The sequence below is a fragment of the Pseudarthrobacter phenanthrenivorans genome, assembly GCF_036455295.1.
In the GTDB taxonomy this organism is placed as follows: Bacteria; Actinomycetota; Actinomycetes; order Actinomycetales; family Micrococcaceae; genus Arthrobacter; species Arthrobacter phenanthrenivorans_C.
Genome location: NZ_JAYXNX010000001.1, coordinates 52,107 through 74,790, shown reverse-complemented (window position 1 = coordinate 74,790; position 22,684 = coordinate 52,107). Strand labels below are relative to the sequence as shown.

General features: G+C 67.8%; 18 protein-coding genes and 1 pseudogene. 8 read left to right on the top strand and 11 right to left on the bottom strand.

All coding sequences use genetic code 11. From position 1 onward, the window contains the following. Position 1: 1 nt before the first annotated feature. The 4 genes from VXJ37_RS00325 (at position 2) to VXJ37_RS00310 (ending at position 6,434) form a co-directional block, all read left to right on the top strand. Positions 2–2,026 carry a beta-galactosidase gene (locus VXJ37_RS00325; protein ID WP_331321090.1) on the top strand — a complete coding sequence of 675 codons (2,025 nt, stop codon included), beginning with the start codon at positions 2–4 and terminating at the stop codon, positions 2,024–2,026. Positions 2,027–2,126: 100 nt separating this feature from the next. Beyond that, positions 2,127–3,248, top strand: a complete 1,122-nt coding sequence (locus tag VXJ37_RS00320; protein ID WP_331321089.1) for an acetylesterase — start codon at positions 2,127–2,129, stop codon at positions 3,246–3,248. A 34-nt stretch (positions 3,249–3,282) separates the two neighbouring features. Beyond that, positions 3,283–5,322, top strand: a complete 2,040-nt coding sequence (locus VXJ37_RS00315; RefSeq protein WP_331321088.1) for a DUF6807 family protein — start codon at positions 3,283–3,285, stop codon at positions 5,320–5,322. After that, on the top strand, positions 5,319–6,434 hold the full coding sequence (locus tag VXJ37_RS00310) for a M24 family metallopeptidase (protein ID WP_331321087.1): 1,116 nt from the start codon (positions 5,319–5,321) through the stop codon (positions 6,432–6,434). Before VXJ37_RS00315 ends, VXJ37_RS00310 begins: the two co-directional genes overlap by 4 nt. Before the next feature lie 77 nt (positions 6,435–6,511). Here VXJ37_RS00310 and VXJ37_RS00305 read toward each other — a convergent pair. The 5 genes and pseudogenes from VXJ37_RS00305 to VXJ37_RS00285 form a co-directional block, all read right to left on the bottom strand. Next, a pseudogene (locus tag VXJ37_RS00305) lies at positions 6,512–7,972 on the bottom strand (aldehyde dehydrogenase (NADP(+))); the annotation flags it as partial. A 28-nt stretch (positions 7,973–8,000) separates the two neighbouring features. Beyond that, entirely contained in the window at positions 8,001–9,104 is a 1,104-nt protein-coding gene (locus VXJ37_RS00300; RefSeq protein WP_331321086.1) for a mandelate racemase/muconate lactonizing enzyme family protein, read from the bottom strand. Then, a complete protein-coding gene (locus tag VXJ37_RS00295) occupies positions 9,104–10,009 on the bottom strand; it encodes a 5-dehydro-4-deoxyglucarate dehydratase (protein WP_331321085.1) in 906 nt (301 codons plus the stop codon). The genes VXJ37_RS00300 and VXJ37_RS00295 overlap by 1 nt, the downstream gene beginning before the upstream one ends. After that, a complete protein-coding gene (locus VXJ37_RS00290) occupies positions 10,006–10,965 on the bottom strand; it encodes an NAD-dependent epimerase/dehydratase family protein (RefSeq protein ID WP_331321084.1) in 960 nt (319 codons plus the stop codon). Before VXJ37_RS00290 ends, VXJ37_RS00295 begins: the two co-directional genes overlap by 4 nt. A 10-nt stretch (positions 10,966–10,975) precedes the next feature. Next, complete coding sequence (locus VXJ37_RS00285; protein WP_331321083.1) at positions 10,976–12,388, bottom strand: Gfo/Idh/MocA family protein; 1,413 nt, start codon at positions 12,386–12,388, stop codon at positions 10,976–10,978. 284 nt (positions 12,389–12,672) lie between these two features. Between VXJ37_RS00285 and VXJ37_RS00280 the strand changes: the two genes are divergently transcribed. Continuing rightward, complete coding sequence (locus VXJ37_RS00280) at positions 12,673–13,707, top strand: LacI family DNA-binding transcriptional regulator (protein ID WP_331321082.1); 1,035 nt, start codon at positions 12,673–12,675, stop codon at positions 13,705–13,707. A 63-nt stretch (positions 13,708–13,770) separates the two neighbouring features. Here VXJ37_RS00280 and VXJ37_RS00275 read toward each other — a convergent pair whose 3' ends face one another. Next, the gene (locus VXJ37_RS00275) at positions 13,771–14,490 is read right to left on the bottom strand and encodes a FadR/GntR family transcriptional regulator (protein WP_331321081.1); all 720 of its coding nucleotides are present in this window, start codon (positions 14,488–14,490) and stop codon (positions 13,771–13,773) included. Positions 14,491–14,556: 66 nt separating this feature from the next. Here VXJ37_RS00275 and VXJ37_RS00270 point away from each other — a divergent pair, with 66 nt between their 5' ends. Continuing rightward, positions 14,557–15,894: an alpha-hydroxy acid oxidase gene (locus VXJ37_RS00270; protein ID WP_331321080.1), complete on the top strand. Its 1,338-nt coding sequence runs from the start codon at positions 14,557–14,559 to the stop codon at positions 15,892–15,894. A 65-nt stretch (positions 15,895–15,959) separates the two neighbouring features. On the opposite strand, the gene VXJ37_RS00265 is transcribed toward VXJ37_RS00270, so the two are convergent. Together VXJ37_RS00265 and VXJ37_RS00260 are read right to left on the bottom strand one after the other, a co-directional pair. Then, entirely contained in the window at positions 15,960–16,595 is a 636-nt protein-coding gene (locus VXJ37_RS00265) for an ArsR/SmtB family transcription factor (RefSeq protein WP_331321079.1), read from the bottom strand. A 75-nt stretch (positions 16,596–16,670) separates the two neighbouring features. Continuing rightward, on the bottom strand, positions 16,671–17,882 hold the full coding sequence (locus VXJ37_RS00260) for an acetoin utilization protein AcuC (protein ID WP_331321078.1): 1,212 nt from the start codon (positions 17,880–17,882) through the stop codon (positions 16,671–16,673). Between the two features lie 105 nt (positions 17,883–17,987). On the opposite strand from VXJ37_RS00260, the gene VXJ37_RS00255 reads away from it, so the two are divergent. Both VXJ37_RS00255 and VXJ37_RS00250 read left to right on the top strand, forming a co-directional pair. Beyond that, on the top strand, positions 17,988–19,421 hold the full coding sequence (locus VXJ37_RS00255) for a TrkH family potassium uptake protein (RefSeq protein WP_331321077.1): 1,434 nt from the start codon (positions 17,988–17,990) through the stop codon (positions 19,419–19,421). A gap of 40 nt (positions 19,422–19,461) precedes the next feature. Further along, a complete protein-coding gene (locus VXJ37_RS00250; RefSeq protein ID WP_018761823.1) occupies positions 19,462–20,100 on the top strand; it encodes a potassium channel family protein in 639 nt (212 codons plus the stop codon). A 44-nt stretch (positions 20,101–20,144) separates the two neighbouring features. Here the strand turns inward: VXJ37_RS00250 and proC are convergent, their stop codons facing one another. The 3 genes from proC to VXJ37_RS00235 form a co-directional block, all read right to left on the bottom strand. Then, positions 20,145–20,978, bottom strand: a complete 834-nt coding sequence (proC, locus tag VXJ37_RS00245) for a pyrroline-5-carboxylate reductase (RefSeq protein WP_331321076.1) — start codon at positions 20,976–20,978, stop codon at positions 20,145–20,147. Between the two features lie 255 nt (positions 20,979–21,233). Further along, positions 21,234–22,223: a Ppx/GppA phosphatase family protein gene (locus VXJ37_RS00240; RefSeq protein ID WP_331321075.1), complete on the bottom strand. Its 990-nt coding sequence runs from the start codon at positions 22,221–22,223 to the stop codon at positions 21,234–21,236. Between the two features lie 7 nt (positions 22,224–22,230). Continuing rightward, a complete protein-coding gene (locus VXJ37_RS00235) occupies positions 22,231–22,650 on the bottom strand; it encodes an SseB family protein (protein ID WP_331321074.1) in 420 nt (139 codons plus the stop codon). Positions 22,651–22,684: the final 34 nt, after the last annotated feature.

The following is a 22,684-nucleotide window of genomic DNA, read 5'->3' as shown; positions in this document are numbered from 1 at the left end:
GATGCAGGAAACCAACCGCCCGCCGAGTGTTTGGAGCAAGGTGGAGGGCATCGCCTTTGGCGGCGATTACAACCCCGAGCAGTGGCCGGTCGATGTCCGCCTGGAGGACCTGGACCTCATGCAGGAGGCCGGGGTGAACTTCCTCAGCGTGGGAATCTTCTCCTGGGCCCTCCTGGAACCGGCTGAAGGGCAATACGACTTCGGCTGGCTGGACGAGGTCATGGACAACCTCGCCGGGATCGGGGTGAAAGTGGCCCTGGCCACCGCCACGGCCGCTCCCCCAGCGTGGCTGGTGCGCAAGCATCCGGAGATCCTGCCGGTCACGGCTGACGGGACCGTGCTGGGACCGGGCTCGCGGCGGCACTATACGCCGTCGTCGGCCATCTACCGCCGCTACGCCACCGGCATCACCCGCATGCTCGCCGAACGGTACAAGGGCCACCCCGCCCTGGCCCTGTGGCACGTGGACAACGAATTGGGCTGCCACGTCTCGGAGTTCTACGGGGAGGAGGACGCCGCCGCCTTCCGGGCGTGGCTGCAGCGCCGGTACGGGAGCATCGAGGCGCTCAACGCCTCCTGGGGGACGGCGTTCTGGTCGCAGAATTACGGTTCCTTCGACGAAATCCTGCCACCCCGGGCCGCGCCCTCCACGCTGAACCCGGGCCAGCAGCTGGACTTCCAGCGGTTCAATTCCTGGGCGCTGATGGATTACTACCGGGAGCTCGTGGCCGTCCTGCGCGAGGTGACACCGGACATTCCCTGCAGCACCAACCTGATGGCCTCAAGCGCCACCAAATCCATGGACTACTTCGACTGGAGCAAGGACCTGGACGTCATCGCCAACGACCACTACCTGGTGGCGGCGGACCCGGAACGGCACATCGAACTCGCTTTCAGCGCGGACCTGACCCGGGGCATTGCGGGCGGTGACCCATGGATCCTGATGGAACATTCGACGTCGGCCGTGAACTGGCAGCCCCGCAACCAGCCCAAGATGCCCGGCGAGATGCTGCGGAACTCGCTGGCGCACGTGGCGCGCGGGGCCGACGCCGTGATGTTTTTCCAGTGGCGCCAGAGCTTCGCCGGTTCGGAGAAGTTCCACTCCGCAATGGTCCCCCACGGCGGACGGGACACCCGCGTGTGGCGGGAGGTGGTGGACCTCGGCGCCGCGCTGAAACGGCTGGAGCCCGTGAGGGGATCCCGGGTCCGGTCCCGCGCAGCCATTGTCTTTGACTACGAGGCCTGGTGGGCCAGCGAAATCGATTCCAAGCCCAGCGTCGACGTCAAGTACCTGGCCGTGCTGCGGGCCTTCCACCGCGCGTTGTTCCTCCGCGGCATTTCAGTGGACATGGTGCATCCGTCCGGCTCGTTGGAGGGGTATGACCTGGTGCTGGTGTGCACCCTGTACGCCGTATCGGATGAGAACGCGGCCACCATTGCCGCCGCTGCGCATGCCGGCGCCACGGTGCTGGTCAGCTACTTCAGCGGGATCGTGGACCTGCAGGACCACGTGCGGCTGGGCGGCTACCCCGGGGCGTTCCGCGAGCTCCTGGGCATCAGGGTGGAGGAGTTCCACCCCCTGCTCAGTGGGTCCCGGCTCAAGCTCAGCGACGGCACCGAGGCGTCGGTCTGGAGCGAGCACGTCCACCTCAAACGCGCCGAAGCGGTGCAGACCTTCACCCAATACCCCTTGGCGGGCGTCCCATCCCTGACCCGCCGGGCCGTGGGTTCGGGCACAGCCTGGTACCTCGCCACGTTCCCCCACCCGGACGGGATTGATGCCCTCCTGGACAAGTTGCTTGCCGAGTCCGGGGTTGCGCCGGCTGCGTCCGCCGGTCCCGGCGTGGAATTGGTCCGCCGGCATTCGCCCAACGGTCAGACCTTCCTGTTCGCCATCAACCACACACGCGCTGACGCCCCGGTTTCCGCCACGGGTACCGACCTGCTGACCGGTGCGCCGTTTCCCGGGTCCGTCCCTGCAGGCGGCGTTGCGGTGGTGGCGGAAACTCAGGACGGAGAGCATTGAGGATCAGTGGAAACGCCTCGTTGACGCCTGGCAACGCCTTTGTTAATCTGTGAGAAACCGTTTTCTGAGGACCGCCGAGCCTCGTGAAGGGAGGCCGTCGATGGTCGCGGCAGCACGGCCCAGCGCCATCGGAGGCTATGAAGACTGGCCCGCCTACGTCCGGGAACACCCGGTCCACCCCGCCGCCACACACCCGGCCCAGGAGCTTTCCGATGCCCTCGGCGTTCCCGGCGCCTCCGTGCCTCCCCACGCCACGGTGCACTGGGAGGAAACGTACGACGACGCCACCACCACCGAGCTCAGCTGGCAGTTGGGCTTCGGCCCACGGACTACGGGCTGGCTGGTAAGGCCGGCCGGAAGTTCCGGCTCCCTGCCCGGGGTGTTGGCGTTGCACTGCCATGGAGGTAACAAGTTCGGCGGAGCAGACCGCCTGGTGGCGCTGCCGGACAACCACCCGTCGGCGGCGGCCGCGCGCCCGGGCCTCTACGACGGGCACGCCCTGGCCACGGACATCGCACGCCGCGGCTTTGCCGTCCTGGCCCATGACGCCTTCGCCTGGGGAAGCCGGAAATTCGACCTCTCAACTCCCCCGTGGCGCACGGCTTCCGCTGCAGAAGCGAGGCAGGCGCAGTGGCGGGAGGACGGCGTCGTACCTTCCGAAGCCGAGCAATACAACGCCTCGGCAGGCTTCCACGAAGACACCATCGCCAAGGCGGCCGGCCTGCTGGGCACCAGCCTGGCCGGGATGGTCGCCCACGACGACCTCGCCGCCCTGGAGATCCTGGCCGCCCTCCCCGGGGTGGACCCTGAGAACCTGGGCTGCATTGGCTTCTCCGGCGGCGGTGGCCGGTCCCTGGCCCTCGCCATCCTCAGCCCCCGTATCCGGGCCTCGGTAGTGGCCTGCATGATGACCACCTTCGACTCCCTCTTTCCCTCCTATCTCGACGCCCACTCCTGGCTGCTGCAAACCCCCGGGCTCTGGAAGCTGGGTGACTGGCCGGAACTGACCATGCGGGCGGCAGCCGCGCGGTTCCTGGTGCAGTACGCCCTGGCGGATGAACTGTTTCCGGAGGACGGGATGCGTGACGCCCACAGGGTGCTGGAGTCCCTGCATGGCGGCACGGGCACCTATACCGGCAGCTTCTGGCCCGGCGGCCACGTCTTCACTGCCGCCATGCAGGACGAAGCCATCAATTTCCTGGCCAGGACACTGGGCCGATGACCACCGCCCAAACAACAGCTCCCCAAGGACCCACGTGACCACACAGCACCTCCCGGAATCCCCGCACCAGCAGGGCGCCCCAAGAGCAGTCCCGCGGATTGCCCTGGTGGGCGTCCACGGCTTTGGCGAGCGCCACCTCGCCAACCTGGCCCGGCTGGAGCAGGCCGGTGCACTGGAACTGGTGGCAGTTGCCGATCCCAACCCGCCAAGCCCCGGCACCCTGGCCAGGTCCGTCGCTGTGTTCGGCGACCTTGACGGCCTGCTGGCCGCCCGGCCGGGTGCTGACGTCGTCATTCTTGCCACTCCCATCCAAACCCACGCCCCGCTGGCCATCGCAGCACTTCAAGCCGGGATGGACGTCTACGTCGAGAAGCCGCCGGTGGCCTCCATGGCCCAGTTCGGGCAGGTCCTCGCCGCGGCCCGGGAGAACGGGCGCCTGGTGCAGGTGGGCTTCCAAAGCCTGGGGTCCCATGCCCTGCCCGCCATCACGGAGATGGTGGCGGCCGGGGACATCGGCACCGTCCTGGGCATCAGCACCACGGGCCAGTGGCTGCGCACCAAGGCCTACTTCAAGCGTTCACGTTGGGCGGGCAAGCGCAGCCTGGACGGCACCGACGTGGTGGACGGCGTGGCCACCAACGCGCTGGCGCACGCCCTGGCCACCGGCCTGTTCCTTGCAGGCGCACGCACCCGCGCCGACGTGGCCTCGGTGGACACGGACCTCTACCGGGCGCACGACACCGAAAGCGACGACACCTCCGTCCTCCGGGTGCGCACAGCCAACGGAGGCACCCTGCTGTGCGCCCTCACCCTCTGTGCCCCCGAACAGCTGGACCCCACCGTCACCGTGCACGGAACCCTGGGCGACATCACCCTCTCCTACACACGAGACGAAGTGCTCATCACCACCCCCGACGGCGAGCGCCGGGAAACCTACGGCCGCACCGACCTGCTGGAGAACCTGCTCGACGCCCGCGCCACCGGGGCACCGCTGCTGTGCGCGCTGGAGGATACCGGCGCATTCACCGCGGTCCTCGAAGCCATCCGCACCTCGCCCGCACCGGCCCGTATCAGCCCGGAGTACGTCTCCTGGGAAGGCGGGGGCGATGCCGCGCACCCCGTGGTCCGGGACATCACCAACCTGCTGGAACGGGCGGTCAAAGCGCAGGCAACCTTCGCCGAACTGGGCGTCCCCTGGGCCCGGCCCCTCCCCGCCGTCCGCACGCTCACCGTGGATGGCCACCCCGTGGCGGACTACCAGGACGGCAGCCATGTCCGCGCCGTCTCCTCGCCGCGCCCCTACCTGCATCCCGTCCGGACCTTGAGCGGAGTGGCGGTAACGGACCACATGCCGCTGGACCACGTGTGGCACCTTGGCGCCGGAGTGGCGCTGCAGGACGTGGACGGCGTCAACTTCTGGGGCGGGCGCACCTACACGCGCGAGGCCGGCCAATACGTCTGGCGCCCGGACCACGGCAGCATCAGCAGCACCGGCTCACACCTGACCCGCCCCGGCGGCGGCCAAGAGGGCCGGCTTCAGGAGACGCTGGCCTGGAACGGCCCCGACGGCACCACGGTCCTTGTGGAGGAGCGCGCCTGGGCATGGTCCGGCGTCGCGCCTTCCATTTGGCGGCTCTCCCTGGACTTCTCGCTGTCCCCCGCCGGGGACACCCCGGTCAGCCTGGGCAGTCCGGGATCGAACGGCCGCTTTGAGGGCGGATACGGCGGCTTCTTCTGGCGCCTGCCGGGGTGCGAAGATGCGTCCGTTTGGACGCCCGCCGGAGCCGGCGAGGCAGGGACCCACGGCAGCGTCACGCGCTGGCTCGCCTGGTCCGGAACGTTCGACGGCGGCCCGGCCACCTTGGTGTTCGTCGCCCCGGACGGCTCCACCGACCCGTGGTTCGTCCGGATGGAAGGCTACCCCGGGGTGGGCCGGTCGCTGGCGTGGGACAGCCCCGTCACCGCAGAACCCGGCAGCCCGGTCCGGCGGCAGGTGACCGTTTTCGTGGCCGACGGAATCCTTGCCACCGCAGACATCGAACGTTTGATCAACCAGCAGGGGGACCCGTCATGACGCAGGTAACGAACACAGCCGTTCCGCAGCGTGGGGCACGGGTAGCGCCGGGGTCACCGGCGGACCGTGCCGTCAAGCGCCAACGCGTGCTGGACATCCTGGACGCCGAGGGGCAGGACTCCCTGCTCCTCACCACCACCACCGCCCTGGCCTGGTACCTGGACGGCAGCCGCGTCCACGTCAGCGTGGCCGGCGACCCCATCGCGGCCCTGCTGGTGGACCGCGGGGGCGACCACCTGGTGACGTTCAGCAACGAAGCAAGCCGCATCGCCGCGGAGGAACTGCCGTCCGGGGTCAACCTGCACACCGTGCCCTGGTACGGCAACCTGCACCAGGCCGCTGCCGCCGTCGGAAACGCCTCCCGGCCGCCGCTGGCGGAAGCGGACGTCGCCGCGCAACTGCGGGCCGCCCGCCGGCAGCTCCTCCCGGCCGAGAGCGCCCGCTACTCACGGCTCAGCGCCGAACTGGCCGGCATCATGACGGACGTCCTCTCAACCGCACGGCCGGACACCACCGAATTCGGACTGCTCTCGGCGCTGGCCGCACGGGTGGTGGCCGCCGGCGCGGAGCCGCTGGTCCTCCTGTGCAACGGCAGCTCCCGCAGCACCTTCCGGCACCCACTGGCAACCCACGCACCCCTGGGCCGGCGCGCCATGGCCGTGGTGTGCGCCCGCCGGGACGGGTTGATTGCCAACATCACCCGCTGGATCAGGTTCGACGCCGGCACCGCGGAAGAGCGCGACGCCGAAGCCCGCATCGCGGCAGTGGAAGCGGACATTTTCGATGCCACCGTTCCCGGCGCCCGACTGGACCGGATATTCGCCGAAATCCAGGCCGCCTATGTCCGGCACGGGTTCGGGGCGGACCAGTGGGAGCAGCACCATCAGGGCGGCCCGGCCGGATACGCCGGCCGGGACCCCCGGGTCACGGCGGATACCACCGATACGCTGGTGCTGGGCCAAGCGTTCACCTGGAACCCGTCCGGTCCCGGCGTCAAGATCGAGGACACGGTCCAGCTCACGGAGTCCGGGCTTCGCGTCCTCACCGTGGACCCGCGCTGGCCCGTGACCACCGTGAACGGGCTGGAGCGGCCGGCGACGCTGCAGCTGTAGGAAGCACAAAGTAATCCCCCGGAGCCGAGAGGCCCGGGGGATTACTTGTCGGTGGTTGGGCTTGTCGAAACCGCGGCCTACGGAAGCTGCAGTTCCCCGTCCACGCGGCGCGGGATGCCCAGCGGATTGTCCTCGCGCAGCGCCGGGTGCAGCACTGCTTCCGGGGCGTCCTGGTAGGCAACGGGGCGCTGGAACCTGCGGACCGCCGTCGCTCCAACCGAGGTGAACAGCGAGGTGGTGGCAGGGTACGGGCCGCCGTGCTGCTGTGCCCAGTTCACAGCCACACCGGTTGGCCAGCCAGCGAACAGGACGCGTCCAGCGAGCCCGGACAGCTGCTCCACCAGGGCGTCAATGTCCTCTCCGGGCCCGGCGTGGAGGGTGGCGGTCAGGCTGCCCGGTACCTTGGCAAGGACGGCGGACAGCTCGTCCCGGTCCGCGTACTCGATGAGGATGGTGGTGGGTCCGAAGCATTCCTCCAGCAGCTTGTCCGGCTGTGCCATGACCGTGGCGGCACTCGTGGAGAACACCACCGGAGCGGCGCCATGGGCCACGGCGTCCTGGTCTACGCTGCCGCCCACCACGTCCACGCCGTCAACGGACGCGAAACTGCGCAGCCCGTCCGGGTAGGCCTCCGCGATGCGGGTGGTCAGCATGCCAAGGGCCGGCTTGTCCTTGCCGGCCTGGGCTACTTCCTGGGCAAACTGCGTCCCTGCAGGGATGAACACCAGGCCCGGCTTGGTGCAGAACTGGCCGGCGCCGAGGGTGAAGGACCCGGCAAGCCCGGCAGCGAGTTCAGCGGAGCGGGCCTGCAGGGCTGCCGCCGTAATGACCACCGGGTTGAGGCTGCCCAGTTCCCCGTAGAACGGGATGGGGTCGGGCCGCGAGGTGGCGAGGTCGAAGAGGGCACGGCCGCCCGGAATGGAGCCGGTAAAACCCACAGCCTTGATGGCGGGGTCCTGGACCAAGGCAGTTCCCACTTCGCGGCCGCTGACCAGGGCGAACAGGCCCTCCGGCGCACCCGCGCCGCGGAGTGCTTCCGCCACGATCTCCGCCGTGCGCTCGGAAAGCCGCAAATGGCCGGAGTGGGCCTTGACGATCACGGAGCAGCCGACGGCGAGGGCTGAGGCGGTGTCGCCGCCGGCCACGGAGAAGGCGAACGGGAAGTTGGAGGCGGAGAAGACGGCGACCGGACCGATGGGCTTGAGGATCCTGCGGAGGTCCGGACGGAGCGGGGTTGCGGCCGGGTCTGCGTGGTCGATGATGGCTTCCAGGTAGGAGCCCTCGGTGATCACGCGGGCGAACAGGCGCAGCTGGCCGGTAGTGCGGGCCACCTCGCCGGTCAGGCGCGCGGCACCCAGGCTGGTTTCGGCGTCCGCGATCTCCACGAGTTCGGCGGCGTTGGCATCCAGGGCGTCAGCCACCGCGTTCAGCCAGCCCGCGCGCTCGGCATCGGAGGCAGCAGCGGAGATGCGGGCTGCTGCAGTGGCGGCGGAAGTGATCCCTGTCAGGGAAAGCGTTGCAGTTGTCACGTCAGTTACCTGTTCGTCGTCGTGTAGAGATTCATGGTCACAGTGCGTCCCGGAAGCGGAATCCCAGGCCCGGCCGGCCCGCCAGGGTGACCCGGCTGTTCCTGAACCGGACCGGCGAGGGCCCGGCCAGGACGCCCAGCTGTTCGAAGGAGGCCTCCTCCACGTCCTCCACCATGGTGGGTTCCGCCATGGTGAGCGCCAACTGCCCGGACAGCTCCGGCAGCAGGTGCGGCATCACCTTGATGCTGTGGGTCCGGGCCAGTTCCACGATCCGCCGGAACGGGGTAATACCGCCCACCCGGATGATGTTGGGCTGGATGATGTCCACCGCCTCCGCCTCAATGAAATCGCGGAACCGGTAGATGGTGTGGAGGTTTTCGCCCAGGGCGATGGGCACGGGCGAGTGCTTCCGGAGCCTGCGGTAAGCCCACAGGTCGTCGGCCCGGACTGGCTCCTCCAGCCACTCCAGCCCGAATTCGGCCAGCACATCGAGTGCGCGGAAGGTTGTGGGCAGGTCCCACCGCTGGTTCGCGTCGATCATCAGCCGGCGGTGGGGGCCCAACACGGAGCGGACAGCTGCGACCCGCTCGGCATCCTCGCGGATGTCCGGTTTGCCCACCTTGATCTTGACCGCCTGGTGGCCGTCAGCGACCCAGCGTTCAGCCTGGGCCACCAGCTCCTCGAGCGTGTAATGCAGGTTCACGCCGGAGCCGTAGACTTCGGCGGACTCCTGCCGCTGCCCGATGAAGCCGGTAACAGACGTTCCGGCGCGGCGGGCCTCCAGGTCCCAGAGCGCAAGGTCCACCCCAGCCATGGCGATGGTGGTCAGTCCCCCGCCGCCGGCCTCGTGCAGGCGCTTCCAGAGCATGTCCCACACGGCTTCCGGGCTGGCCGGGAGCCCAGTGACGAAGGGCGCCACGTCGTAATCCAGCAAGGCCTTGACCGCCTGGGGGCCGATGGTGGGTGTCCATGAAAAGCCAAAGCCCGTGCCGCCGTCGTCCGTGTGAAGCTCGGTGGCGATCACGTGGTTTTCGGGCGCCTCCGCACCCCAGTGCCGGCGGAGCGGAACGGTGAGGAGCCGGCTGGACAGGCCGGTGATGCGGGGAATGGTGCGGACGGTTTCGGCCGCGGGCGCGCTCATCAGCGGCCGGCCAGCTCGTAGCCCTTGGCCAGGATGGCCTTCAGTTCCACCAACTGCTCCTCCGTGGGGTCCACCAGCGGCGGCCGCACGGAACCGACCGGGAGGCCGCCCAGCCGCAGACCGGCTTTGATCAGGGAAACACCGAAGCCGGGCGTCTGGTCGCGAAGCCGGACCAGCGGCGCATAGAAGCCCTCCAGGAGCGCGTTGCGGCGGTCCTCGTCGCCGGAGACGTAGGCGTCGTAGTAAGCCTTGGCGATCCCGGGGGCCATGGCGAACGCCGCCGAAGAGTAGAGCGGGATGCCCAGGCCGCGGTAGGCGCCCTGGGTCAGTTCCGCGGTAAGCAGGCCGTTGAAGAAGGCAAAGTCAGTCCGCCCGGTGGTCTTGACGGCGGTCACGATCTCCTGGGCCAGGCCAACGTCGCCCAGGCCGTCCTTGAAGCCGATGACCTTGGGGTTGGCGGCAAGCTTGGCCATGGCCGCGGCAGTGAACTTTGCGTTGCCGCGGTGGTAGACGATGACCGGCAAACTGCTGTTGTTCGCCACGGCCTCGATGTAGGCCACCAAACCGTCGGTGGGGCCGGTCACCAGGTACGGCGGCAGCACCAGGAGGGCATCGGCGCCTGCTTCCTCGGCGGCGCGCGCGGCCGCGAGCGCATGGCCCAGCGGTCCGCCCGCACCTGCCACCACCGGAACCTTGCCCGCAACAACGTCGACGGCCGCCGCCACCACCGTGCGGACCTCATCGATGCTCAGGGCGTGGAATTCTCCGGTCCCGCAGGCAGGGAAAACGCCGCCGGGTCCGAACGGCAGCCGGGAGCTGATGTGTTCCTTGAGCAGTTCCACGTCCACAGCCCCTTCGGCCGTGAACGGGGTGACGGGGAAGAAGAGTACGCCGTCGAATTTCATGATGCCTCCTTGCCCCGGTTGCCGGCGGTGACCAGTGTGGAGGCGTCGTCGTTGAGGATGGACTTGAGTTCAGTGCGCCAGGTGCGCTTGGGCTGCCAGCCGAGCAGTTCCTGCGCCTTGGCGATGGAGAAGGCCGGGCTGGTGCCGCTAAGGCCGGCGCTGAGGGCTTCGCATCCTGGCAGGAAGGTGGGCAGCAGCTCCGCCAGCGGACTCGTTGCCAGCGCATCCGCTGCCCCTACGAAGAAGGTTTCCCCGTTCGGGATGTCCGGCATCTTCTGCAGCAGCAGGTCCAGGAAGTCGGCCACGTCCCGCGCATCGACATAGTTGAACAGTGCCGGCGCGGAGAGGGCCGGGTCTGCCAGCCGTTCGGCCAGGGTGTGGGCCTGCTGGGTGGGGGCGCCCTCCCACTCCTCGGGGGATATGACGAAGCACGGCCGGAACGCCGCGTAGCGGATCTTCTCCCCCTGGGCTGCGGCGAACATCTGCATGGTCTGCTCTGCGATGAGCTTGGATAGGGCGTAGGCGTTCCAGGGCTTGGGCGGGGTCCGTTCATCCAGCGGGAGCGACGGCGGCAGCCAGCCCGCCGGGCAGCCGTAGCCAAGGACAGTGGGGCTGCTGGCAGTGACGATCTTCGGCACCCCCGCCTGCGTCGCCGCGCTGATCACGGCGAAGGCGAGCCGGGTGTTGGTGGTGAAGATGACGTCCTCCGGCGCGCTGAACGGTACCGCGATCGCCGCGAGGTGAATGACGGCGTCGGGCTTTGTTGCCCCGATCAGCCGCAGGGCCTCCCCCGGCGCGAGCAGGTCCGCGGTTTCCTGCACGACGCCGTCCGGAAGCAGTCCGGCGGGCACGCCGTCCCGGTCTACGGAGACCACCTGATGGCCCGCCTGTGCCAAGCCGGCCACCACGCTGCGGCCCAGGCGGCCGGAGCCGCCGGTGACAAGTATCCTGCTCATGGTTTGTCCCTTACTTGCCGCGGCGGAGGTCGGCGCCAAGATCCAGGTCCTCGACCCTGACGGGCAGGGACGTTTCCAGGGAGCGGTTGCCGGCGATGCCCACGGACACCGAGCGCAGCCCGTCCAGGTAGCCGGAGGGACGGCCCAGCGGATCCTCGCCCGGCCCGTTGAAAAGGTCCGAGAGCAGGAGCTCGTCGCCGCCGCCATGGCCGCCTTCGCCGTTGATGATGGGCACCTCGTACGCGGCCTCCCAGTGGCGCTGGACCACCAGTCGTTCGCCGTTGCGGCGCACCGCGTCCTCTTCCTCGATGGGGGTGGCACTGGGGTCAACGACGGTCTTCCGGTCCGCGCTGTGCAGGACGGCGGCACGCTCCACCACTTCAAGCTCTGCCCGGCCCTCGGTACCGTTGACGGCCACCCGGTAGCCCTCCCAGGGGCTGTGGGCGTTGAGGGAGTAGCTCAGCCGGGGCCCGCCCTGGTACTCCACCACCAGGGCCAGGTTGTCCTCGATGGTGATACCGCCGGTGAACACGTCCTGGTCGCGGCGGTAGCCGTCATAGTGCTCGTTGTCCAGGAAGAGGGCCTTGAGCCGCTCGTCCTCCCTCAGGTCAAGCGCAAAGGGATCCTTTTCACCGGCGGGGGCGCCGGCGTCGGGCGTTCCGCGCTCGGGGCGTGGACCCAGGCCGCGCTCGGCGGCGTTCTTGTCGCCGTAAAACTTCAGGCCGCCAGAGGCGAAGACGCGTTCCGGAACGTCGTCGATCCACCAGTTGACCAGGTCGAAGTGATGCGATGCCTTGTGGATGAGCAGGCCGCCGGAATTCTTCTTCTCACGGTGCCAGCGGCGGAAGTAGTCCGCGCCGTGGACGGTGTCCAGGACCCAGCTGAAGTCGATGGAGGTGACCTTGCCGATCACGCCGCTCTGGATGATTTCCTTGAGGGCGCTGTTCCGCGGGGAGTAGCGGTAATTGAACGTGACCACCACATTGCGGCCGGTTTCGTGGACAGCCTGGACGATGCGTCGGCAGCTTTCCGCGTCGATGGTCAGGGGCTTTTCGACGACGACATCGGCTCCCGCGCGCAGGCCCTCCACGATGTAGTCGGCATGGGTGTAGTCCGGGGTGGTGACGATGATGCGGTCGATGTTGTTTGCCTGGACGAAGGCGGTGAGGTCTGCAGGCTCGAACGACGCCACCGGCCCCGGCGAGCCCAGTTCCTGGATGAGCTTCTGGTAGAACTCCACGCGGCCCGGGTTGACGTCGGAGAAGGCGACCAGTTCGGCGGTGTCTGCGTGTTTTCCGAAGATGGCGCGGATGTACATCTCGGAACGGCCGCCGGTCCCGATGAGCGCGATGCGCGCCCTGCCCGAAGCCGTGCCGCGCCGGGAAGCAGCTGGGGCCGGCGTCGTTTGCGCTGTGTTGACCATGGGGGTCCCTTTCGAAAGCTCAGTGCCGGCCGCGGGAGGGCCGTTGGTGTTTCGTTGGCGTTTCTCGGCGCCAATGCCCGAGAAAGCGGTTTCTCGATCTGGTTATAAAGTTGTACCAACCCCAGAGGCGGTCCGTCAACCGTTCTCGCCACTAAGGGAAACCGGTTTCCCATGCAGGTGAGCCGGCGGTCCCGTCGACGCCGCGCGGGAAGGACGGGAAAGCGGGAGAAATCGCTTTCGTACTCCGTTATATGCTGTGGTTTCACGCTCAAGGAAGGGTTCCCATGGCCAGGAAATCGGCAAGCGGCCGGATCGGCATTGCGGATGTCGCCGTGAAGGCTGGAGTTTCCCATGCCACCGTTTCGCGGGTCATGAACGGGAATTTCACCGTGGATCCTGAAATCGCTGCCAGGGTACGTGCGGCTGCGGCGGAGCTGAAGTACCAGCCCAATCCGGTGGGACGCAGCCTGGCCCTTGGCAAAACGGACACCATTGGCATCGTGGTGCCGGACCTGGCCAACCCCACGTTCCAGGCCATTCTTCGCGGCCTGAGCCGGGCAGCAGCCCAGGACGGTTACCGCGTTCTCATCGCGGACTCGTTCGAAGTTTCCAGCGAGGAGTCCATCCTTGCCGGCGAGGCACGCCGGCGGTGCGACGGGCTGGTCCTGTGCGCCCCGCGAATGTCAGATGCCGAACTGGAGGAGATCGCACCGTCGCTGCATCCCCTGGTCCTGATCAACCGGACCACCGCGGCGCCGGGCGTGCCCAGCCTGGTGGTTGACTACGGCCAGGGCGTCCGGGACATTGCGGAGCACCTGGTGGAACTGGGCCATACGCGGCTGGCCTTCCTGGCGGGCCCACACGGGAGCGCCTCCAACGACATGCGGCTCAAGGGGCTGGAGGCGTTCATGGCCGCCCACCCGCACGTTGACGTAACCATGCTGGAAGGCGGCTCGGATTTCGACACCGGCCATGAAGCCGTCGATGCCGTCCTGGCCAGCGGGGCCACCGGAATCCTGGCCTTCAACGACCTGGTGGCCATGGGCCTGATGAGCGGCCTGCACGAGCGCGGGCTGGAGGTTCCCGGCGACATCTCCGTGACCGGCTTCGATGACATCCCCTTTGCCAGGTATACGACGCCGGCCCTCACCACCGGGGCGGTGCCCATTACCGAACTGGGCGAGCAGGCATGGCACCAGCTCCGGGCCCTGATCCGCAAGGACGGTGACGAGCCTCCCGGCGGCTGGTACCAGCCGCGCCTGGAAGTCCGGGCCAGCACAGGACCGGCGAAAGCGCCGCGGACCACAGTCCACGGCTGATACGGGCTGGGCGGGCTTCCGGCACGCCGAGGACGACTTCCAGGTTCTGGAAATCGAGGTCCGTTAGTTTCCGCGGCCGGGCTGGGCAGGATTATCGCCGCCCAGCCCGGCCTCTTTGTAGAACCCCTCGATGTGGGCAGCCACCAGCTCCGCGGCCCTGGCCCCATCACCGTTCCTGACCGCAGCAAGGATGGCGTGGTGCTCAGTGCGCAAACGCGACGCCGTGGCGCCCCAGTCCGGCAGGTGGGATGTCAGCTCGGCGGCGTATCCCTGGATTGATTCCCGCAGCGATCCCATCATGAGGCTGACCACCGCGTTCCCAGCGGCGTTGGCCAGGGCCAGATGGAACCGGACATCGAGGGCCAGGAATTCGCCCACGGGGATGCCTTCCGGCACATCCATGGCGGCCAGGAGTGCGGCGGCCTCCTCAAGTTCGGGCGCATCCCGGCGGGCCTGCGCGGCGGCCCAGGACTCCAGCAGGACGCGGGTCTGCACGATGTCCGCCACGGGAAGGTGCTGGGTGGCCACGTGCAGCCGAAGGGCCGAGCCGAGCGCCGCCGTGGGATCCGAGATCACCACCGTCCCGGCGTCGGGCCCGGAACCAACACCGGAGCGGACCGCGCCCATGGCTTCCAGAATCCGGATGGCCTCGCGGACGGAGGTCCTGGAGACTTTGAGCTGTTCCGCCAGGGCGCGCTCGGCCGGGAGCCTGCCCCCTACGGCAAGGTTGCCGGCCGACAGTTGATCCTCGATCCAGTGCAGGACCAGCTGGTGGGTTCGCATATCCAAATAGTAGTTGATGTGGTTGGACCATATGACCTAGAGTGTGGTTGGACCATAGGAGGAGCAATGACGCACACCATTCAGCCCAACAATCCGGAGGCTACCCCGGCCCCGGACGCCACGGACGTCCCCGCAGCCCCGGCACCTGCCAAGGCTCCGTCGTCGTCAGCCGTGCCAGACGCACTCAGACGCCGCGTTCCGAAGTACTCGGACCTCGCTCCCCTGATGCAGTTCAAGAAGCCGGAGTTCAGCAAGGAAGCGCGGCTGAAGCGGGCCAGCACCATCTGGGAGCTCCGCGACATGGCCAAGCGCCGCACGCCGAAGGCCCCCTTTGACTACACCGACGGCGCCGCGGAAGACGAGATCACCCTCCGCCGTGCGCGGCAGGCGTTCCTGGACATCGAGTTCCGTCCGGGCATCCTGCGCAATGTCTCCGCCATCGACCTCAGCACGGAGATCCTGGGCAAACCCTCACGGCTGCCCGTCGGCATCGCCCCCACCGGTTTCACGCGCATGATGCAGTCCGAGGGCGAGTACGCCGGATCGCAGGCGGCCGAGGCCGCCGGGATCCCCTACACGCTGTCCACCATGGGCACCGCCTCCATCGAGGATGTGGCCGCCGCTGCTCCCCACGGGCGCAACTGGTTCCAGCTGTACCTGTGGACGGACCGGGACCGCTCCCTGGAACTGGTCGAACGCGCCGCCAAGGCCGGAAACGACACACTCATGGTCACCGTGGACACCGCAGTGGCCGGCGCCCGGCTCCGGGACGTCCGCAACGGCATGACCATCCCGCCGGCGCTGACGCTCAAAACCGTGCTTGATGCCTCCTACCGGCCCGCCTGGTGGTTCAACTTCCTCACCCACGAGCCACTGACCTTCGCTTCGCTGTCCCGCTACACCGGCACCGTTGCAGACCTGATTAACTCGATGTTCGATCCCACACTGACCTTCGAGGACCTCGACTGGCTGCGCGAAACCTGGAAGGGCAAGCTGGTGGTCAAGGGCATCCAGACCGTGGAGGACGCCCGCCGCGTGGTGGACCACGGCGCGGACGGCGTAGTGCTGTCCAACCACGGCGGCCGCCAGCTCGACAGGGCACCCATCCCGTTCCACCTGCTCCCCGAGGTCAAACAGGCTTTCACCGCAGACAACAGCGATGCCGCCATCATCCTGGACACCGGCATCATGAGCGGCGCGGACATCGTGGCGGCCCTGGCCCTGGGCGCGGACTTCACCCTGATCGGCCGCGCCTACCTTTACGGCCTGATGGCCGGTGGGCGCGCGGGCGTGGACCGGACCCTGCAGATCCTGGAAAAGGATATGGCCCGCACCATGGCCCTGCTGGGCGCCAGCCGGATATCAGAGCTGACCCCGGACCACGTTCGACTGCGGGGAAACTAGGCGCGGACCCGTGGTTGGGCTTGTCGAAGCCTGGGTTTCGACAAGCCCAACCACAGAACTACGGCCTACTTCTTGCGCCCAAACTTAGGCAGGTTGGGCAGGTTGGCCAGCAGGTCCGCGGCCTTGGTGGCGGCGCGGCCAACGGTGCGGCCGATCTGCTGCGGAACGGTGTCATCGCTCAACGGGGCGGCGGTGCCGCCGGGAATCACGACGGCGGGACTCAGTTCCGCTCCTTCGCGCACTAATACGGCCGCCGGGACTTCGTCTTTGGTTGCCGCCGGTGGCGCGGGCGCCGGTTCCTGGGGCCGCGCGGCCGGCAGCGGCGCTGCCGCCGCCGCAACCCCCTCCCGGAGGTGGGCCGGGACTGCCTGGTCCGGTCCGGCGGCCGCCTTCCCGGGTGCTTCCGTGGCCGCAGCTGAGGCGGCCGCCCTGGCGCCCGAGCCGACGTCGAACGTTTCCAGCCAGCTGGCAATGCCTTCCAATGGCCCCCGGTTCAGGGCGTAGTACCGCTTCTGGCCCTGGGCGCGCATGCTGACCAGTTGTGCTTCACGCAGGACTTTCAGGTGCTTGGAAATGGTGGGCTGGCTCGCCGCCAGTTCCTCCACCAACTCCCCCACGGCTTTGTCCCCCGTCCGGAGGGCCACCAGGATGTCCCGCCGGGTGGATTCCGCTATGACGGCAAATACGTCGTCTGTCACCATGCCTCCCACCCTAGCGACATATACGCCGAAAGGCATCAACTATTTCGGCCGTCCGCGCTTCCCGCGGGCGGGCCGCTAATCGAACCAGGGGTCCAGCCCGTGCAGCGGGAACACGGCCTTGCGCGTCGCCATGACAGTGCGGTCCACGGCGTCATTGGGGTCGAAACCCACCTCCCACGACCGCCACCACAGTTCCACATCGTCCCCCATGAGCGCGGGAGCATCGACGCCGAACTTCTCCACCACGTACCGGCGCCAGTCCCCGGGCACCGGGGTCCGCAGCGGCACGGGGCGTCCCGCTGCGATGGCCACCAGGTGGCTCCAGGCCCGCGGCACCACGTCCAGTACGTTGTAGCCCCCGCCGCCCGTCGCGATCCAGCGGCTGCCGCAGTACCGCTCGGCGAGATGTCCGACGGCGTTCGCTGCCTCGCGCTGTCCGTCAACGCTGAGGTTGAGGTGCGTGAGGGGGTCGCTGCGGTGTGAATCGCAGCCGTGCTGGCTGACGATGACCCCCGGTTCGAAGGCACCCACCAGTTGGGGCACCACGGCGTAGAAGGCCCGCAGCCACCCGGCGTCAGCGGTGCCTGCGGGCAGTGCGATATTTACCGCCGTCCCCTCCGCTCCGGGGCCGCCGATTTCGTTGGCAAAGCCGGTCCCGGGGAAGAGGGTCAGGCCTGTTTCGTGCAGCGATATGGTGAGGACGCGGGGGTCGTCCCAAAAAATGTTCTGCGTTCCGTCCCCATGATGGGCGTCGACATCGATGTAGGCCACTTTGTCTACGCCGCCGTCGAGCAGTTTCTGCACCGCCATGGCCGCATCGTTATAGATGCAGAACCCGCTGGCGCGGTCCCTGGCGGCGTGGTGCATGCCGCCGCCGAAGTTCACGGCATGCAGGGCCGTACCGTCCAATATGCGCCCGGCCGCCATCACGGACCCGCCGGCCAGGCGGGCAGCCGCCTCATGCATGCCGGCAAACGCGGGGTCATCCTCGGTTCCCAGCCCCCGGGATTCGTCCGGCCGGGAGGGGTCGGCACTGACCCTGCGGACTGCAGCCACGTAGTCCGGTGAGTGGACGGACTGCAGGTCGGCGTCGGAAGCCACCTCCGGCGCCGCCACATCAACGTGCTCCAGATCGAACAGGCCCAGGCTGCGGGCCAGGCGGGCGGTCAGCTCCATCCGCTCCGGCGCCATGGGGTGCCCCGCGCCGAAGTTGTAGGCTGTCATGTCAGGACTCCACGCCACCACCGTAGGCGGCGAGGGCTGGCTGAGGCCTGGCAGGTATGTCATCAATCACAGGCTACCCGAGCCAGCACTGCCGTCCTCCCGGCCATGACCCGCGCTTTAGTGGTTTACTACTGGGGGAAGCCGTTTCAACCGAGGAAAAAGCCACACATGACGCAGAGCCAGTCAAGGCCCCGCACCCCGGCCACCTGGCACCCCCCGGCGCAGGAGCGGGAGGGCCTGTGGATCTTCACGCGGCTGCGCGACTTCATCGACGATATCGCCAACACCTCCCCCGCCCGCCTGGCCCTGACCGCGTTCGCCACCGTATGCATCGTGTTCACGTTCCTGCTGTCCCTGCCGGTGTCTTCGGCCGACGGGACTGCCACTCCCCTGGACGAGGCCCTCTTCACCGCCGTCTCGGCAGTCTGCGTCACCGGCCTTACGGTCGTGTCCACCGCCGTCCACTGGTCCTTCTTCGGCCAGCTGGTGATCCTGGTGGGCATCTTCATCGGCGGGTTGGGAACTTTGACGCTGGCGTCCCTGCTGGCGCTTATGGTCAGCAAACGCCTGGGCGTGCGCGGCAAGATCATTGCCGCCGAGTCCCTGAACAACGCCGGCCGGCTGGGCGAAGTGGGTACGCTGCTGCGGATCGTCATCACCACGTCCGTGGTCATCGAGGCAGTCCTGGCCCTTGCGCTGGTCCCCCGGTTCCTTACCTTGGGCGAGCCGTTCTGGCAGTCCGTCTGGCACGGCATCTTCTACTCCATCTCGTCGTTCAACAACGCCGGCTTCACCCCGCACTCGGACGGCGTCGTGCCCTACGAGACAGACCTGTGGATCCTCATCCCCCTGATGGTGGGAGTCTTCCTGGGCAGCCTGGGGTTCCCCGTGGTGATGGTTCTGCAGCAGAACGGACTGAACTGGAAGAAGTGGAACCTCCACACCAAGCTCACCATCCAGGTGTCCCTGATCCTGCTGTTTGCGGGGGCCTTCCTTTGGGCGCTGATGGAGTGGGACAACAGCCGGACCATCGGTTCCATGAGCGTGGGTGACAAAATCACGCACGCCCTCTTCGCCTCCGTGATGATGCGGTCCGGCGGGTTCAACCTGGTGGACCAGAACCAGATGGACTCCACCACCATGCTGCTCACCGACGCCCTGATGTTCGCCGGCGGCGGCTCAGCGTCAACAGCAGGCGGCATCAAGGTAACCACCATCGCCGTGATGTTCCTGGCCATCATCGCGGAGGCCCGGGGCGACGCCGATGTGAAGGTCTACGGCAGGACCATCCCACAGGGCAGCATGCGCGTTGCCATCTCGGTCATCGTCGCAGGCGCCACCCTGGTATCCGTATCGGCGTTCCTGCTGCTCCACATCAGCGGCCAGTCGCTGGACCGCGTTTTGTTCGAAACCATCTCCGCGTTCGCTACGGTGGGGCTCAGCACCAACCTGAGCGCAGAAATGCCTCCCGCGGGGGTCTACGTCCTCACGGTGCTGATGTTCGCCGGCCGTGTGGGTACCGTTACCCTCGCCGCTGCACTTGCCCTCCGCCAGCGCAGCCAGTTGTACCACTACCCCGAAGAGAGGCCGATCATTGGCTAGTTCCACAGACGCCCCCCGGCGCCCCGCCCACAACGCCCCGGTGCTGGTGATCGGGCTGGGCCGCTTCGGATCGTCCACCGCCGAGCAGCTGGTCAAGCAGGGCCGCGAAGTCCTCGCCATCGAGCGGGACCGGAACCTGGTGCAGAAATGGGCGCCGCTGCTGACCCACGTGGTGGAGGCCGACGCCACCAACATCGACGCACTCCGCCAGCTCGGCGCACAGGAGTTCAGCTCCGCCGTCGTGGGCGTTGGCACCTCCATCGAGTCTTCCGTGCTGATCACCGTCAACCTGGTGGACCTCGGCATCGAACATCTCTGGGTCAAGGCCATTACCCCGTCCCACGGCAAGATCCTCACCCGGATCGGCGCCAACCACGTCATATATCCCGAGGCCGATGCCGGCGTCCGTGCCGCGCACCTCGTCTCCGGGCGCATGCTGGACTTCATTGAGTTCGACGACGACTTCGCCATCGTGAAGATGTACCCGCCGCGCGAAACGGTGGGCTTCACCCTTGACGAGTCGAAGGTCCGTTCCAAGTACGGGGTGACCATTGTGGGCGTGAAGTCCCCGGGTGAGGACTTCACCTACGCCCGGCCCGAGACCAAGGTGTCCTCACGGGACATGCTGATCGTCTCAGGCCACGTGGACCTGCTGGAACGGTTCGCGGCCCGCCCGTAAGTGAGGACGGGCTCCACCACCGGTGGTGGAGCCCGTCGACACCCTTAGCCGAGCTGCTTGGTGATCTCCGCTGCCCGGTCCGCTGCTGCCCTGGCGCCGGCTGCGATGATTGCCGGGATGCCCTGTTCGTCAAAGGTGGCAATGGCGCGCTCGGTGGTCCCGTTGGGGCTGGTGACGGCCTTGCGAAGCGCTGCCGGGTCCGCCCCGGGCTGGGCGAGCATGAGGCCGGCGCCGGCGACGGTTTCGCGGGCCAGCAGCAGCGACAGCTCGTGGTCCAAGCCCAGCTTTTCGCCGGCCGAGGCCATGGCTTCGGCCAGGTAGAAGGCGTAGGCGGGACCCGATCCGCTGATGGCCGAGAGCGCGTCCACCTGTTCCTCCGGAACCTCCACGACCGTCCCGGCGCCCTGCAGGATGTCCTTGACCATTTGAAGCTGCTCTGGGCTGCAGTGGGTGCCGGGCGACACGGACACCACGCCGCGGCCCAGTTTTGCCGGCGTGTTGGGCATGGTGCGGATGACCGGCTGCCCTTCAGGGAGAGCGGCCTCCAGTTGGGCGATGGAGACGGCGGCAGCCACGCTGACCACCACGGTGTCCGGCGAAAGTGCAGGGCTGATCTCCCGGGCCAGGTCGGCGATGCCAACGGGCTTGACGCCCAGGATGACGACGGCGGACCCCTTGGTGGCTTGCCGGTTGTTGTCCGGTTCCTCCTCGCCGGCGATGGCGGTAATGCCTTGGTACCGCTCAGCCAGCTCGGACGCGCGCCCGGCGCGGCGGACGGTGGCCACCACATCCCCCGGATCTGTCCCTGCCTCCAGCAGGCCGCCAAGAATGGCTTCGTTCATGGATCCACAGCCAAGGAATGCGATTCGGTTGCTCATGCCTCCATCATTGCAGTTGGTACGCATTCACAGGCAACTCCCATCTTCAGCGCAGGCAGCGCACAAGTTGGGGTCCTAACGTAGTTATTACCTCATTGAGGGTGCGAGTGATGCGGCAGGCATGGGGATGCCTGCCAGGGCACCGGTGGCACGGCAACAGGTTTTCCCCCATTTTCCTGTTGCCGGCCCCGGTGCTTCCGCATTTAAATTGCAGTTGCCGGCCAACCGCCTGCCGGGACGCTGATTAGCAGGCAGCTAGACCGCTGCGTCCACCGAGGGTGCGGCGGTCACATGGGGCGCGGGTTCCAACGGCCCGGAAAATACCAGCTGGTCCAGGCGTCGGAGGATGAGTCCTTCACGCAGTGCCCATGGGCAGATGCGCAGTTTCTTGAACTTGAACATCTCCAGCGCAGCCTCGGCCACCAATGCGCCGGCCAGCAGCTGGTGGGCCCGGGCCTCTGAAACACCTGGAAGGTGGAGCCGGTCCTCGGAGCTCATCGCGGAGATCCGCTGGGTCCAAATGCCCAGGTCCGAGGCATGCAGTTCCCGTTTGACGTAGGGGCCTTCAGCGCTGGGGGCGGCTCCGGCGATCCGGGCCAGGGAACGGAAGGTCTTGGAAGTTCCGGCCACCACGTTGGCCCGGCCCAGGCCGTCGAATTCACGGACGGCGGGCTTGAGCGTTGCCCGGATGTAGCGCCGGAGTTCCTTGACGCTCTTGGCCGACGGTGGATCCTCAGCGAGCCAGTCCCTGGTGAGGCGGCTGGCGCCCAGCGGGACCGAGGTGGCCACCTCCGGAAGTTCATCCTGGCCGAATGCCATTTCGAAGGAACCGCCGCCGATGTCCAGGTTCAGGATGGGGCCGGCGCCCCATCCATGCCACCGGCGGACCGCAAAGAAGGTCATGGACGCTTCCTCGCTGCCGCTGAGTTCCTGAAGGGTCACGGTGGTCTCATGCTTGACCCGGGCCAGGACTGCGGGGCCGTTGGTGGCCTCACGGATGGCGGATGTGCAGAAGGCCAGCAGGTCCTCCGCCTTGTGCCGGGCAGCGAATTCCCAGGCCTCCAGGACAAACTCGGTCAGCTCATGCTGGCCCTCGTCGCTGATGCTGCCATCGGGCTCAAGGTACTGCACCAGGGACAGCGGCCGTTTGTGCGATGCGAACGGGACAGGCTGTGCACCGGGGTGGGCATCCACCAGGAGCAAATGGACAGTGTTGGACCCTATATCGAGGACGCCTAGACGCATGGGGACATTATTGCTCGTCGGCGCGCTTGAAGTCGCGCCTGATGTTGGCCACGCCCTCCGGGTTGATCTCAAAGCCGTAGGCTGCACCCGGATTGATCACCATGCCCAGTTCATCGCCGATGTTGGCGATGATGGCCGCTCCCTGGGTGCCCAGAACGTTCGGAGCCGCCTCCAGGTACTGCCGGTCCACCCTGCTGGGGTGCGAGAAGACGGCAAGGACGGGGTCGCCGTCGGCGTTGGCCAGGACCAGCGGCTCCACCTGGGAGTCGATCCCCTCCACCGTGTCCGAGCTGATGATGTAGACCTCGCTGTTGAGGAACGACAGGATGACGTCCACGGGGTTCGCGTCAGGCTGTCCGCCGGTGGCGAGCTTCTCCTCAAGGTCATTGAGCGGGTTGGTGTCGTCGATTCCCTGCTGTTCAGTCATACGCCTAGCCGATCACGATCCGGTGGCCGGCGCA